Source organism: Paenibacillus dakarensis, from assembly GCF_001373415.1.
GTDB lineage: Bacteria > Bacillota > Bacilli > Paenibacillales > Paenibacillaceae > Paenibacillus_AQ > Paenibacillus_AQ dakarensis.
Window position 1 is genome coordinate 20755 of sequence record NZ_CDSE01000084.1, and the last position, 13526, is coordinate 34280.

Below are 13526 nucleotides of genomic sequence, written 5' to 3' on the forward strand. Positions count from 1 at the left end.
TGATTGAGATGAAGATGGAAAAAGACATGATAACTGCCAATTTACTACGTTTATGTTATCACTGTGAAGATGCACACCTGTGTGAAAGCGAAGAAAAATGCAGAGCTTGCTGGACTGAGCAAGGACAAATGGCTGAAGACCATGCAGAAGAAGGCCAGCGGGAAACGAAGGAATTTCTGCAGCTTATGCATGCTTAAGAATCTGTTAAGGAACCCATGGAAACAAAGAATACAATTGAAACATTTTATGACTTGAAGCTGATGGTTTGTAGCGATACAGACGATCAGCTTTTTGTTTTCCTCTTGTCCAACAACAAACGAGTTATTTTTCCGAAGCTTGAGTTAAAGTTGTCTTTATCCATGCATATAATTTAAAGAAGACAAGGAATCAGGTTCAGAAGTGATGGAAGGGAAGGGGGAAACTTATGGGATCGGAATCAGTTTGGATGTTCGATTTTTTCGGTAGTGTGATGCCTTTTGTTTTTATTGCCGTCCTTGGTATTATACTGCTATCCGCAGGCAAAGGCTTATTGCAATGGAACCGTAATAACAGGCAGCCGCTTCTCACCGTAAATTCGCGTATTGTCAGTAAAAGAAGCGAAGTTACACAGAGTCATCAACCGGACGATAGTATTTCTAGCCGTACCCGCACATCCTATTACCTGACCTTTGAAGTAGAAAGCGGCGATCGAATGGAGTTTGCAGTTAGCGGGGAGGAATATGGTGTCTCTGCAGAAGGTGATGAAGGGAGATTATCCTTTCAAGGAACCCGGTACTACAAATTTGAACGTTATCCCCGGCCCCTTTATGAGCCTGTTCGTGGTTATGAAGATCGACGGTAGTTCGATATTAAGTCTACATTAATTTAATATTGAGTAGAATAGAAGCCGTCAAGTAGATGAGTATTTTTCTACAGATGGCTTTTTTATATGAATATATATATATAGTTAACATAAATTATATTATGTAAACTAAATGTTTGATTAATATCACAGCTATCCGATAAGTTTTTAAGAATATTTAAATACTCTATAGCTTTGCATACCCGTCTTTGCTATCATGGGGAAAGTTATAGATTAAATGTGAATATAAGGGGGACCCATTGTTGAAAATTTGGAAATCAGTAATGATATTCTTCGTCATGGCATTGATCTTCGTTTTTCCAGCAGGGGCCTGGGCACATTCGAAACTGCAAATAAGTGTACCGCCTGCGGATTCGACATCAACTGAGCACGTGAAGGAACTCAGCCTAACGTTTAATGAAAATATTAATACAACGCTGAGCACGTTGATCATCACGAGTGATAATGGCGAGAAAATCGATAATGCGGAAGTTAGTATTGGAGACAACCTCATGAAAGCCACACTTGAAAGTCCATTAGGCCCAGGGACATACACTGTTGAGTGGAAAATCGTAGGCGCTGACGGACATCCCGTGAAAGGGAACTATAGCATCCATGTTGAGATCCCTGAAGAGGCATCTGAAGAAGCACCGTTAGTATTACCAGCAGATGGCCAAGATCAGGCAAGTGAAACGCCAGAAGATACAGCTCAGTCATCCGGGAATAACAATCAAGCAGCTGAACAACCGCTGTCCACTTCAAATGCTGATGAATCAGGTACGGAAACAATGTGGTGGGTTGGAATGATCATCATCCTAGGTATGATTGGGCTGGGTATATCTCTTAAATCCCGGAATAGAAGGTAATCCATGTACTGGATTAGTGAGCCGTTTCTTTATTTGGGGTTTGCCATTTTGGCAGGAATAACGGTTCTTTCACTTGCACCTGAGTCGAAGAAACCCGTAATCAAATTTCCTGTATGGCTAGGACCTGCTGCTGCCGTTATTGTAGCTTTATGTGCTTTCATACCGATTCTTCAAATCATCCTATTTTTTAAAGAGGATGTCGGATTATCACAGTCATTTAAAGCGGTCATGTTTTCTTTTAAGGAAGGAGAAAGGTACGCCTCGACAGCTGCCTTATCCTTTCTCATGGCCGTTCTGACCGTTTTTATTCACAGAAGACCTTCTGCGTTTATACGTTGGTTGATGCCTCTTGCCTTATTAGGGATATCATTCGCCATGTCTTCATTCAATCATGCTGCTTCTTTGTTCGGAGTTAAAGGTGAGCTTGCATTTTTCGGGCATTTTACGTCCATGGCGGTATGGACAGGAACACTTCTGATCGTGGGCTGGTTTTCTAAAGGGAGCAAGGGCTGGGGTGCTTTTCTAAAATGGTTCCATCCCCTGGCAATCCTGTCTGTGACCATTGTAATCGGCTCAGGACTGTTTCTGATGAGCGGTGTGACTCCTGATCTGGTGAATAGTTGGATTGTGCCTTACGGACAAGCGCTTCTGATTAAACATATATTAATTATCCCGCTTCTCTTTTTCGCATTTATAAACGGTTATCTTGCGAAAAGAAAGCTGGCGCTTAACCCCCGGTTTAATCCTGCTGTTTGGTCAAGATATGAAGGAGTCATTCTCTGGCTCATTTATATTGTCACCGGATATATGAATCAGCAGTCTGCGCCTCATGATATATCGGTTGTCTTGTCGGCAGCTGATGCAGCAGACACGTTTCTCTGGTTTCATGCTGCGTTTGATGGAATGCCGTTACGATTTACATGGAGCCTGCCTGGCATCATGTTCCTTCTCATTGGTGCCGGATTGTTATTACGGATGGTAACGGTGTTTAGAAGGAATAGAAGGGCTGCAGAAGCGCTTTTATGCGGGTTATTAGCTGCTGCGGCCATTTATACAGGCATTATGTTTTCATTTCAATAAAATTATTGGTTTTATTAAAGGGTGTTCCGAATTGTCAAATAGACATGGAACACCCTTTTTTTGCTGGAAAAGTTTATAACCGGTTCTTACGCAGTCACCTCTATGGGCATGAGCACATAAGATACATGGTGAATCCAAGGAAGTGAGGAGGAGGACCGTGGCTGTAATCAAGGCGAATTCATCGGATGTGGATTTATTGGCAAGGCTGATGCGTGCCGAAGCGGAAGGTGAAGGAGAGCAAGGAATGATGATGGTTGGAAATGTCGGAGTTAACCGGATTTTAGGGAATTGTCTGGACTTCAAAAATATCCGCAACATGAACGACATGGTATATCAAAGTCCTGGCGGATTTGAAGCGACGCAGAAGGGATATTTTTATCAGCGGGCCAGGGAGCGGGATCGTAGACTTGCGCAGCGTGCCATTAATGGAGAGCGGACATGGCCAGCGAATAACGCACTGTGGTTTTTCCGCCCGCAAGGGGACTGTCCAGCGACATGGTATAACCAGGCGAATTCAGGACGGTTTAAGAACCATTGCTTTTTTCAGCCTACTCAAGAAGATTGCCCGAGTGTATTTTAAAAGCTTTGTGTCCAATAAAGGAGGAAATTACTTATGTTAAACAACGGAATGGCAAGAGTAAACAATATGATCGGTAACGGGTATCCAGGCATTCATCCGAACAGTCAGCCATGCTGCCCTGATCATCGCGGAGCTGGACCTTATACAGGGAATGTAGTGCCTCCACAGGTTTCGAGCGGATCAGCGATGACTCCAACAGGGACGGTTGTTCAAATACCACCGCAATTTGAGCAATCTTACATTGAAAATATACTTCGTTTGAACCTTGGAAAACCTGCGACATTTTATATGACATATGAAAACAACTCCCAATGGAATGCAAAAATATTCACAGGAATTCTGGAAGCAGCTGGGCGTGACCACATCATTATCAGTGAGCCTCAAACCGGACGCAGAATTATTCTGCTTATGGTTAATCTTGATTATATTGTATTTAATGAGCCTTTGACTTATCAATATCCTGGTGTTATCGGTAATCCACCTCAGCAAACAGGAAGATAAGAGGATTTCATAGAAACAAATTAAAAGCCGTACATCCCGGAGAGATGTGCGGCTTTTTGGGCGTTACTCTTCTCTAAAGTATCTTCGAATCTAGTATGAAGGCAACACATTTGAGAGAACACCATATGTCAGTAAATGAGTGTTAAACGATGAAAATCAAAAAACAACAGTTGTCATCTCGGTTTTATGTCATAACAGAGCGTTTGACTGTGTATCGTATAACTATATAATTACTTATATAAGGTTGTTTACGTTAAATAAGAAAAGGAGATGAGACCATTGGGAAGTTGACGCGTGTCTGTAGTACGTTGTTATGCATAATGGCTTCACACATTTTTAATAATCGAAGGAGGTGTTCCTATTCGTCTTTGTGTTAATTGCGGCGGATAGGAGAACTATTGAGTGACCCTTTACCGAGTTGGTTAGGAATAATCTTGGTATTGTTTTTAGTAATGTTAAATGGATTCTTTGTTTCTGCAGAGCTGGCTTTTGTAAAAGTTAAAGGAAGCCGGATTGATGGTCTTGCTGAGGAAGGGAATCGGAGAGCCAGAGTCGCCCAAAGAATTTTACGGAATTTGGACGATTATTTATCTGCTTGTCAGCTTGGTATCACGATCACATCCCTGACTCTTGGATGGATTGGAGAACGAGCCATAGCTGGAATGATTGCCCCATGGTTTCAAGAGCTCAGTCTGAGTGAAACATTCGTGCATGTGGTGGCAACTCTGATTGCATTTGCCATGATTGCTGTCATGCATATCGTATTCGGAGAACTTGCACCGAAGACGGTCGCTGTGCGCAAGGCTGAAGCAATTATGTTAATGTCCGCACAGCCAATGAATGTGTTCTATAAGATTCTCTATCCTATCATCTGGCTCGTAAATCATTTATCCAGCGGTTTGCTTCGTTTATTCCGAATGACACCTGTGACGGAGCGCGGCAGTGCTCCTACAGAGGAAGAAATTCGAGATTTGATGAAGGAAAGCAGTGAAATCGGACTCATTAACGATACAGAACTGACGCTTGTCGATAATATCTTTGAATTTGCAGATACTACCGCAAGAGAGATTATGATCCCGCGCACGGATATGATCTGTCTGTACACCAATTTGTCTATGGAAGAAAATCTTGATATTGCTCTTGAAGGCATGAGAACCCGTTACCCGATTTGTGATGATGATAAGGACCATATTATTGGTTTCATCCATATTAAAGATCTGATGCGGGGCCATGTTCGGGACCAGTTGTCACTTATACGCCCGATCATCGCCGTTCCTGAATCGATACAAATCAGCGAGCTCCTGAAAAGAATGCAGCGGAGCAAGACGCAAATTGCCATTCTTATCGATGAATATGGCGGTACATCAGGTCTTGTTACTCTCGAAGACATCATGGAGGAGATCGTAGGGGAAATCCAGGATGAATTTGATGAGGAACGGCAGGGGATTGAAATCGTATCAGATGATGAGTATTCCATTGACGGTTTAATGCTGATCGATGAAATTAATGATCATATTGGTCTGGATGTGGATACAGAGGATTATGATACGATTGGCGGCTGGTTGTCTTCAAAACTGGAAGTCATTCTTCCTCATAAAGGTCAATCTTTTGCGTACGGAGAATTTTTGTTTGTGGTAGAGGAAACGGAGAATAAAAGGATATCCCGTATTCGCTTGCTAAGACAGGAGTCGATACATGAGCAAGCGGAGGCCGGCGCATAATTAAGTGCGGCGGCAGAAGACAGCGGCGTAAGCCGCTGTCTTTTTTATGTCGAGAATATCGGTACAAAACTAAATAATCACAGAAAAAGATGAATAAAATGTAATTTATTAGGTGGTTAATGGTGTTAATATATGGGTGTTTTAATAAATTCATGAGAAAAAGGTGATTGCTATGTTAAAAATGAAAAAGCGTTCGCGTGTTATTAAAGCCTTCTCTGCAAGTATGCTGCTCAGCTTAATGATTGCTGGCGGTGCTTATGCGGATACAGAGGGCGTAGAAAAAGCTGCTGGAGCGAAGACATCGCCTCCACCGATCGAAATGAATATGAATATTATGAATCCTCAGGGTATGTATTTAACGAACACGGGATCAGATATTCGCCAAATATCGACTTCTATGCAATTAACTGCGACTACATCTGCTGCACAGGTGGTTGATATAATCGGGGTTAATTACACATTTCAGCGTTGGACAGGTTCTATGTGGATCGACATAGAAGCTACCGCAGGAAGTTCAACAAATACGAGTAATTATAATGGAACGAAGAGCTTTAGCGCTGCGAGTGGTTATTACTATCGTGGTAAAACGGTGCATTATATTCGCGTAGGTACGACTTACGAGGAACAAATCAATTATACCCGATCCTTGTTAATGCAATAGAAGTGATACATAAAATAAGGAGTACCCGATCGGGTACTCCTTATTGCTTATGGTAAACTGTTGGCCATCTTTAACAATTCTTTCTTGCTTAACTCACCACTAATATGAATCAATACGTTATTATAGGCAAACTGGATGGAATTGAAGGCATTCGATCCTTCAGAATATATAGCCGTTTCGCCTGATTTAAGCAGTATGGTTTCCGGATTCGGATTGACGGAAGTACTTACAGCAACCTCCCCGGTTACCAAATCAGTGTAAGTTACGTTAAGAAGCTTCTCTTCATTGGTCATGTATTGTACGATCATATTGTAAATGGGTGCTGCATCATGCTCGGGAGCTGCAAAGATTTGCTTGAACTGATAGTCCTTCGGGAAGTATCCAAATTCGGGATACGGGAAGGTAATCTTCGATTTCACTTCTTCTAATGTAAAATCGTAGTCACTGGATGAGCTGCTCCATAATAATCGTTCACCCAAATTCTCTTCGACAGTTTCGTCTGCTCCCTCGACCGGTGGAGGAGTCTTCGGCACTGTTGCCGTTGATGGAGTATGCTTGCCAGACACTATCGTTACAATGCCATTACCCCAATCTTTAATCTGTTGATATATAGGGGATACAGCTTGTGTAACTAATGGAGGGGAGAAGAAAATTGCCCCTGTTGCCATAGATGCTGCAATAACTGCCGCAAATTGAAATCTGCGCACACGCTTTCGCCGTTTGTTATTTGCTGAGATTTTCTGCTTGACCTGGAGCCAGGATTCACGTTTGGTGTCATGAGAAACAGAGGGAGAGTTTGCAGCAGCGCGTTCGAAGGCTTCGTCGAAAGCTTCGTTAAACCAATCATCATATTTTTCGTTGTTCATCCATAACACCCCATTCCTTATAAAGCATTTTCTTAACAGATTCCCTGGCACGGAATAAACGCTGCTTTACAACCTCTTCCTTAGTACCCAGCAGATCAGCGATTTCCTTATACGTTAATCCGTGTTTCCATCGATATTCGATAAGAAGTCGATACTCTGGCTTTAACTGTTCTACATAATAAGTGATTGATTCTTCCATCATTTTCGATTCGACTTGATGCTCTACATTAGTGGAAGAAGCAACAACTTCCTCTTCACTGATAAAAACACGGTCAACATCGATTTGGTTACGGTATTTTTTATTTTTTCTTAAATAATTCATGGTTGTATTTCTGGAAACGACACGCAACCAAGCTTTTAGCTTACCTTCATTATCAAATACAGGTTTACTCGTTATTACTTTAATGAATGACTCCTGAATAATATCCTCAACAGCAGCGTGATCCCGGATAACATACATAATTTGTCCGTAAACCAGATCATAAAATTCGTAGTAAACCTCCTCTTGAAGGGGCTCACTTATATCGTTAAATTCTGCTGCGAGGAGCAGCTGCAGTCGGTCTGACATGCCGATATCTCCTCCCCGGTGAATCCTTTTTAATTTCTACGTTTATACTGATTCATCCTTTATATGTACACCCAGTATTTTCTAGTTATATTTCATATTATACACGATATCACTTCTTCTAAGAAGGTGCTATAGAACCTTCATATAGCGTATGATTTTCTGCTGATGAATATATCTCATGAAGGAAAAGGGGAGGAGGATATCAAATTTACGAGGTTCATGATGATGAAGCACAGATATGCTAAAAAGAGGCAGCCACTCATCCGGCTGCCTCTAAATAACCTTACTTGGAGTTTAATCATGTTCTAACGTTTTAAGCCCAGTTACCATTCACAAAGATCGGTTCTTCAAGACCATCACGGGTAATCCCAGTGATATTCAGTTCTTTGGAGCCCATCATGAAATCCACATGGGTGATACTTGCGTTCAGCCCGCTTGCAGCAAGCTGTTCCGCAGACATTGTTTTTCCGCCTTCCAGGTTAAATGCATATGCACTTCCGATCGCAAGATGGCAGGAGGCATTCTCATCAAACAACGTCGTGTAGTATAGAATGCCGCTCTCCGAAATAGGAGATGCATAGGGGACAAGCGCTACCTCACCAAGGTAGTGTGAGCCCTCATCCATTTCAATAAGACGAGTTAGCGTATCCAGCCCTTCTTCGGCTGTATAGTTAACGATGCGGCCATTCTCAAAAGTGATGGAGAAGTTATCGATAATGTTTCCGCCATAGCTCAAAGGCTTCGTACTACGAACCGTACCGTTTACTCCAGTTTTGAGAGGGGCCGTGAATACTTCTTCTGTTGGAATATTGGCGACAAATCGGTCACCGTGCTCATTTATACTTCCGGCTTGTGCCCATATATGCCCTTCGGGCAGCTCGATCGTCAGGTCTGTTCCTTCTGATACAAAGTGAAGCTTGTGATACTTCTTGTTATTGAGTTCATCTGATTTTTTCTGCAGCGTGTGGATATGCTCTTCCCAGGCAGCAATGGGATCTTCCTGATCGGCCCGTACTGCTTGGAAAATTGCATCCCACAGGAGATTAACCTGATCTTCCTTCGGAGCATCAGGGAACACTTTGGCTGCCCAGTCCGGTGAAGCAAATGCAATTCCGGTCCAGCTCATTTTGTCAGCTTGCTGGAACTGGCGATACTTCGCCATCGCAGATCCGAACGTACGCTGATAATTCGAGATGCGTTCCGGATTAACACCCTTCATGATATCCGGATCAGATGAAAGAATGGTCATAAAGGCAGCACCATTCTCGGCTAACTCGGTCATTTCCTCCGCATAATATTTTGGAGGTTCCAGGAAGGCTTCATCAGGTGCCAGGTCATACCGTATCCGATTCACCTTTTCATCCTTATAGTTCACTTTTACGTCCTTGGCACCCGCTTCATACGCCTTCCTAACTACAAGCCGTACAAGCTCTGCGGATTCAATCATTGCGTTAACCACTAAAGTTTGCTGCGGTTGTACATTGGCACCAACTTTAACAGCGAGTTCAGCGTATCGTTCTAGCTTTTGTTCAAAAGTAAGCATTCAAAGGGCCTCCCATTTAGAGTAAATATCCAGCTGTGTAATCAACCTCAGGTCAATTAAAATGCCCAATTACCGTTTCGGAATACAGGCTCTTCACGACCATCCTCGGTAACTCCGTTAATATCCATTTCTCCAGAACCGATCATGAAATCAACGTGGGTCACACTTCTGTTCAGTCCATGCTTCTCCAGCTCATCCTGGGACATTTCCTTTCCGCCCTCTAAGCAGAATGCATATGCGCTTCCGATTGCCAGGTGATTGGAGGCATTTTCATCAAAGAGGGTGTTGTAGTATAAAATATTCGACTCGGAAATAGGAGATTGGTGGGGAACAAGGGCCACCTCGCCGAGATAGCGTGCACCTTCATCCATGTTCAGCAAACGCTCGAGTGTTTCGTACCCTTGTTCTGCCGTAAAGCTGACAACGCGTCCGTTCTCAAAAGTCAGCGAGAAATTATCTACGATGTTGCCTGCATAGCTTAGCGGTTTCGTGCTGCTGACAGTCCCGTTAACACCTGTCTTAAGCGGAGCAGTAAATACTTCTTCTGTCGGCATATTAGCAACAAAGCTGTTGCCATTTTCATTTATACTATCACCTTGAGCCCAAATATGATCTTTAGGGAGCTCAATCGTTAGGTCCGTTCCTGGCGCTATGTAGTGCAGTGCTTTATATTTCTTGGCATTGAGTACAGCAGATTTCTCATCCAGAACCTTAAGATGCTGGTTCCAGGCTTCTACAGGGTTATCCTGATCAACACGAACTGTATGGAATATAGCTTCCCATAGCTTATCCATTTGCTCAGCTTCCGGAACATCCGGGAATACCTTGGCAGCCCAAGCAGGGGATGGAACAGCAATCAGGCACCAACTGAATTTATCCGCTTGTTGATAAGCACGATATTGTTTCATGGCTTCCCCGCGTGTTTTATAGTAGTTTGCGATTCTTTCCGGATCGACCCCATTCAGGAGATCCGGATCTTCTGAGAGGATATGAAGGATCGCTGCACCGTTCTCTACAAGCTCAATCATTTCACCAGCGAACCATTTTGGAGATTCTGTAAATACATCATCTGCGGCTTTCTCATACTGCAGCCGGGTTAGTGCCTCATCGTTCCAGATCACCTTTACCAGGCGCGCACCAGCTTCGTACGCTTTCTTGGCGATTAAGCGGGTAAATTCAGCAGATTCCACAGGTGCATGCACGACCAAGGTTTGTCCTTGCTGCACATTGACCCCAACTTTTACTGTCAGTTCCGCATATTTGTCCAGGGATGATTTAATATCTGACATGGTGTACCCTCCAGTACATATTTTTTTAAGTTCATAACCACATTATACTAAAATGTTATTTAGATGAAAAATTCTAATCGATTTCACCGAAAAATGATATACTGTGATCTATAATGACCTTTGGTAAGCATTTTTAAGGAGAGTGGACTATGCTACAGGCAACTATTGAACGAGCTGGAATGCAGCGCGATGAAGAGGATAATTTTGTAGGATATGCTGTGTTTTCCATGGAAGGACATGCAGCTGCTTATGAGATCACATTTTTAAGCAAGAACGGAAAGGACTGGGATTACAGTCTGAACTTCGCCGGAGAATCCGGACTAGAAGAGGAATTCTTAAAAGTAGATGCATATATTGAGGAAAACGATGAACTATTTGATGATCTGCTTGATGCGGCTATTGAGGCTGGCGGATTTGAATAAATGTTTCTGTATTATGATGCATAGGGCTTAACAGAACAAACCGTCCATTTCCCTATCCGGGGTGGACGGTTTGTTCTGTAATTCGGATTGAATTATCCGATAATGATTTTGCCTTCCGGATTGCGATACAAATCCTTGTGACGTTTGCGATTCAAAGCATAAGCCAGCGTTAGGGGACCCAAACGCCCTAAAAACATGAGTATCGAAATGGTAAACTTACCAATCTCGGATAAGTCGGTGGTCAGTCCCATCGATAACCCAACGGTACAGAAGGCAGACACCGCTTCAAACAAGATGGCAAGAAAATCTCTTGATTCTGTAGCGGAAAGAAACATCGAGAACCCAACCAGGAGCAGCAATGAAAGGATGGTTAAGGTAACAGCCCGATAAACCACGGATTCCGAAATGCGGTTTCGGAACAGAACAACGTCACGTTTACCTTTAATCATTGTCATAACAGATCCAATCAGAACCGCAAACGTGGTTACTTTAATTCCTCCCCCGGTAGAACCGGGTGCAGCACCTATGAACATAAGCAGGATCAAGAAGAATTGTGTCGATTGCTGCAGTTGACCGATATCTACAGTGCTGATGCCTCCCGAACGCGATGTAATCGACTGGAAGAAGGAGGCCATAACCTTTTGCGGGTAGGATAGATTCCCCATTGTAGCCGGATTGCTAAATTCAAGGACAAACATTGCTAATGCACCGATCACGACAAGCAGCGCCGAAACGGATAAAACCACTTTGGAATGCAGTGACAGCTTACGACATTTCGGATACTCCATAATATCAAACATAACAATGAATCCAATACCACCAAGGAAGATAAGACACATGTTGATTATATTAAGAACCGGGTCGGTGCCATAAGCAACAAAGCCTGTAAATGGACCGTGGATACTGCCGAGCAGATCAAATCCGGCATTATTAAATATTGAGACACTCTGAAATACGCCGAGGTATACGGCATCAGTCAAAGGCATTTCCTTCCAAAACCGTAACGTGAGCAAAAGTGCTCCTATGCCTTCAATGGTAAAAGCATAGACGAGGACGCGCCGGATCAGATCCACGATCCCTTGAATCTTGTATTGCCCCATAGCCTCTTGAAGAATCATCCGTTCCCGGAGTGAAATTCTTCGGTTCAGCATTAACGCAATCCATGTCGCCGAGGTCATAAAACCGAGTCCTCCAAGCTGAATAAGCGTCAGGATGACCATTTGTCCGAACGTTGACCAGTGTGTTCCCGTATCAACCACAGTGAGCCCGGTTACGCTGATTGCAGATACTGCTGTAAAGATTGCATCAACCCATTTTGTTTGTTCGCCTGGTACCACCGAAACAGGCAGCTTAAGAAATATGGTGCCTATAAGGGCGATAGACAGAAAGCCGATGGCTAAAAATTTGGGTGGACTCATGCGATTGCGTGGTCGCTTGTTATTCATAGTGCTGCAGTTAATCTCCTTACTGTATTCAGCATTCAGCATTTTGCTATATGCTAACTATTTTTAATCATTCTCTAATAATACACGAAAGGGGATCGTTTTAACCATCATGAATCCACAAAAACCATCATTTCCCGATCTGGGGTTAGCTACAAATGTACAGAAGAAATCCAGTGTCTGCATGTTTCCCGGAGCCCCTGCTCCAGCGTATATTCCGGCGCCCACGGGAGGACAGCACATATCCTCGTGATATTAAGGGAGCTGTGCAGAATATCTTCAGGTTTCGCGGGCAGGTAGTTCACCCCAAAGGGAAGGGAAAGCTGTGATTGAATGATGTCAATGAGTTGGTTCATCGAGGTTGAATGACCCGTGCTTACATTTAATATTTCTCCGCTTCCATAATCAATGGCCGCAATATTCGCCTTAACGATATCCTTTACGTGTATGAAGTCCCGGGTTTGTGTTCCGTCGCCATAGACCGTTAGTGGCTGCCCGTTCTGGACCTGTTCCTGATAAACGGCTATCACATTGCCTTCGCCCTTAGCGGTTTGATCTGGGCCGTATACATTTCCATAACGCAGAATGGTGTAATCTACTCCATAATAATGTTTAAACATTCGGATGTATTGTTCTGCCGCAAGCTTCGACAGAGCGCAGAAGGAGAGGGGGTTCACGGAGTCATGCTCTGTAATTAATTCCTTAGCAAGATTGCCATATACACTATAGGATGAAGCAAATACAATTTTTCGGACTTTATAGGCGTGACAAGCATCAAGAATATTAAGTGTGCCCATGACATTCGTTTCAAAATCGGCACTTGGTGACTTCGTTGACTGCTGTCCGCCTGTTTGAGCTGCTGCTAAATGAAAGACCACCTCCGGTTTGACTACCCGAATCACATTCTGTGCCTGATCACCCCTTACATCGGCAACATGTAATATTGCCTCTGAATGCAGAAGGCAGGGATCTCCGGTTGTCAGGTTATCGATAACATGTACTTCATACCCTTGTGAAACCAGATTGTTGACGAGATGAGAGCCGATAAAGCCCGCTCCGCCGGTGACTACCATCTTCATGCTTAAACCTCCAGCCTTTGATTAGGATGGTTCATCGTACGTAAGAAGAGGCACGTATGCATGAGTC

Annotated in this window: 15 protein-coding genes; 9 read left to right on the forward strand and 6 right to left on the reverse strand. The window is 43.4% G+C overall.

Annotated features, from left to right (window positions below):
* Positions 1-8: 8 nt before the first annotated feature.
* The 8 genes from BN1234_RS17080 (at position 9) to BN1234_RS17115 (ending at position 6250) form a co-directional block, all read left to right on the forward strand.
* Positions 9-197, forward strand: coding sequence for a hypothetical protein (locus BN1234_RS17080; protein WP_170308072.1), 189 nt, complete (start codon positions 9-11; stop codon positions 195-197).
* A 227-nt stretch (positions 198-424) separates the two neighbouring features.
* On the forward strand, positions 425-841 hold the full coding sequence (locus BN1234_RS17085) for a DUF2500 domain-containing protein (RefSeq protein WP_054957855.1): 417 nt from the start codon (positions 425-427) through the stop codon (positions 839-841).
* 263 nt (positions 842-1104) lie between these two features.
* On the forward strand, positions 1105-1707 hold the full coding sequence (locus tag BN1234_RS17090; protein WP_054957856.1) for a copper resistance CopC family protein: 603 nt from the start codon (positions 1105-1107) through the stop codon (positions 1705-1707).
* A 3-nt stretch (positions 1708-1710) separates the two neighbouring features.
* A complete protein-coding gene (locus BN1234_RS17095; RefSeq protein ID WP_054957857.1) occupies positions 1711-2787 on the forward strand; it encodes a CopD family protein in 1077 nt (358 codons plus the stop codon).
* A gap of 157 nt (positions 2788-2944) precedes the next feature.
* Positions 2945-3367: a cell wall hydrolase gene (locus BN1234_RS17100; protein ID WP_054957858.1), complete on the forward strand. Its 423-nt coding sequence runs from the start codon at positions 2945-2947 to the stop codon at positions 3365-3367.
* Positions 3368-3400: 33 nt separating this feature from the next.
* Entirely contained in the window at positions 3401-3868 is a 468-nt protein-coding gene (gene gerQ / locus BN1234_RS17105) for a spore coat protein GerQ (RefSeq protein ID WP_054957859.1), read from the forward strand.
* 398 nt (positions 3869-4266) lie between these two features.
* Positions 4267-5589, forward strand: coding sequence for a hemolysin family protein (locus BN1234_RS17110; protein WP_054957860.1), 1323 nt, complete (start codon positions 4267-4269; stop codon positions 5587-5589).
* A 172-nt stretch (positions 5590-5761) separates the two neighbouring features.
* The gene (locus BN1234_RS17115; protein ID WP_054957861.1) at positions 5762-6250 is read left to right on the forward strand and encodes a hypothetical protein; all 489 of its coding nucleotides are present in this window, start codon (positions 5762-5764) and stop codon (positions 6248-6250) included.
* Between the two features lie 47 nt (positions 6251-6297).
* Here BN1234_RS17115 and BN1234_RS17120 read toward each other — a convergent pair whose 3' ends face one another.
* The 4 genes from BN1234_RS17120 to BN1234_RS17135 form a co-directional block, all read right to left on the reverse strand.
* Complete coding sequence (locus BN1234_RS17120; protein ID WP_054957862.1) at positions 6298-7116, reverse strand: DUF4367 domain-containing protein; 819 nt, start codon at positions 7114-7116, stop codon at positions 6298-6300.
* Positions 7097-7684 (reverse strand): RNA polymerase sigma factor, encoded by a 588-nt coding sequence (locus BN1234_RS17125; RefSeq protein ID WP_054957863.1) that lies wholly within the window; start codon positions 7682-7684, stop codon positions 7097-7099. The genes BN1234_RS17120 and BN1234_RS17125 overlap by 20 nt, the downstream gene beginning before the upstream one ends.
* Before the next feature lie 313 nt (positions 7685-7997).
* Positions 7998-9227 carry an aminopeptidase gene (locus BN1234_RS17130; protein ID WP_054957864.1) on the reverse strand — a complete coding sequence of 410 codons (1230 nt, stop codon included), beginning with the start codon at positions 9225-9227 and terminating at the stop codon, positions 7998-8000.
* 56 nt (positions 9228-9283) lie between these two features.
* A complete protein-coding gene (locus tag BN1234_RS17135) occupies positions 9284-10516 on the reverse strand; it encodes an aminopeptidase (protein ID WP_054957865.1) in 1233 nt (410 codons plus the stop codon).
* 149 nt (positions 10517-10665) lie between these two features.
* Between BN1234_RS17135 and BN1234_RS17140 the strand changes: the two genes are divergently transcribed.
* Positions 10666-10938, forward strand: coding sequence for a hypothetical protein (locus tag BN1234_RS17140; protein WP_054957866.1), 273 nt, complete (start codon positions 10666-10668; stop codon positions 10936-10938).
* 92 nt (positions 10939-11030) lie between these two features.
* Here BN1234_RS17140 and BN1234_RS17145 read toward each other — a convergent pair whose 3' ends face one another.
* Positions 11031-12383, reverse strand: a complete 1353-nt coding sequence (locus BN1234_RS17145) for a TrkH family potassium uptake protein (protein ID WP_054957867.1) — start codon at positions 12381-12383, stop codon at positions 11031-11033.
* Positions 12384-12532: 149 nt separating this feature from the next.
* Entirely contained in the window at positions 12533-13459 is a 927-nt protein-coding gene (locus BN1234_RS17150) for an NAD-dependent epimerase/dehydratase family protein (protein ID WP_054957868.1), read from the reverse strand.
* Positions 13460-13526 lie beyond the last annotated feature (67 nt).

Bases quoted from the DNA above. Each gene is read 5' to 3' on its own strand.
- BN1234_RS17115 (WP_054957861.1), top strand. From the start codon at position 5,762: ATGTTAAAAATGAAAAAGCGTTCGCGTGTTATTAAAGCCTTCTCTGCA.
- BN1234_RS17125 (WP_054957863.1), bottom strand. From the start codon at position 7,684: ATGTCAGACCGACTGCAGCTGCTCCTCGCAGCAGAATTTAACGATATA.
- BN1234_RS17095 (WP_054957857.1), top strand. From the start codon at position 1,711: ATGTACTGGATTAGTGAGCCGTTTCTTTATTTGGGGTTTGCCATTTTG.
- BN1234_RS17120 (WP_054957862.1), bottom strand. From the start codon at position 7,116: ATGAACAACGAAAAATATGATGATTGGTTTAACGAAGCTTTCGACGAA.
- BN1234_RS17140 (WP_054957866.1), top strand. From the start codon at position 10,666: ATGCTACAGGCAACTATTGAACGAGCTGGAATGCAGCGCGATGAAGAG.
- BN1234_RS17150 (WP_054957868.1), bottom strand. From the start codon at position 13,459: ATGAAGATGGTAGTCACCGGCGGAGCGGGCTTTATCGGCTCTCATCTC.
- BN1234_RS17145 (WP_054957867.1), bottom strand. From the start codon at position 12,383: ATGAATAACAAGCGACCACGCAATCGCATGAGTCCACCCAAATTTTTA.
- BN1234_RS17085 (WP_054957855.1), top strand. From the start codon at position 425: ATGGGATCGGAATCAGTTTGGATGTTCGATTTTTTCGGTAGTGTGATG.
- BN1234_RS17080 (WP_170308072.1), top strand. From the start codon at position 9: ATGAAGATGGAAAAAGACATGATAACTGCCAATTTACTACGTTTATGT.
- BN1234_RS17130 (WP_054957864.1), bottom strand. From the start codon at position 9,227: ATGCTTACTTTTGAACAAAAGCTAGAACGATACGCTGAACTCGCTGTT.
- gerQ (WP_054957859.1), top strand. From the start codon at position 3,401: ATGTTAAACAACGGAATGGCAAGAGTAAACAATATGATCGGTAACGGG.
- BN1234_RS17135 (WP_054957865.1), bottom strand. From the start codon at position 10,516: ATGTCAGATATTAAATCATCCCTGGACAAATATGCGGAACTGACAGTA.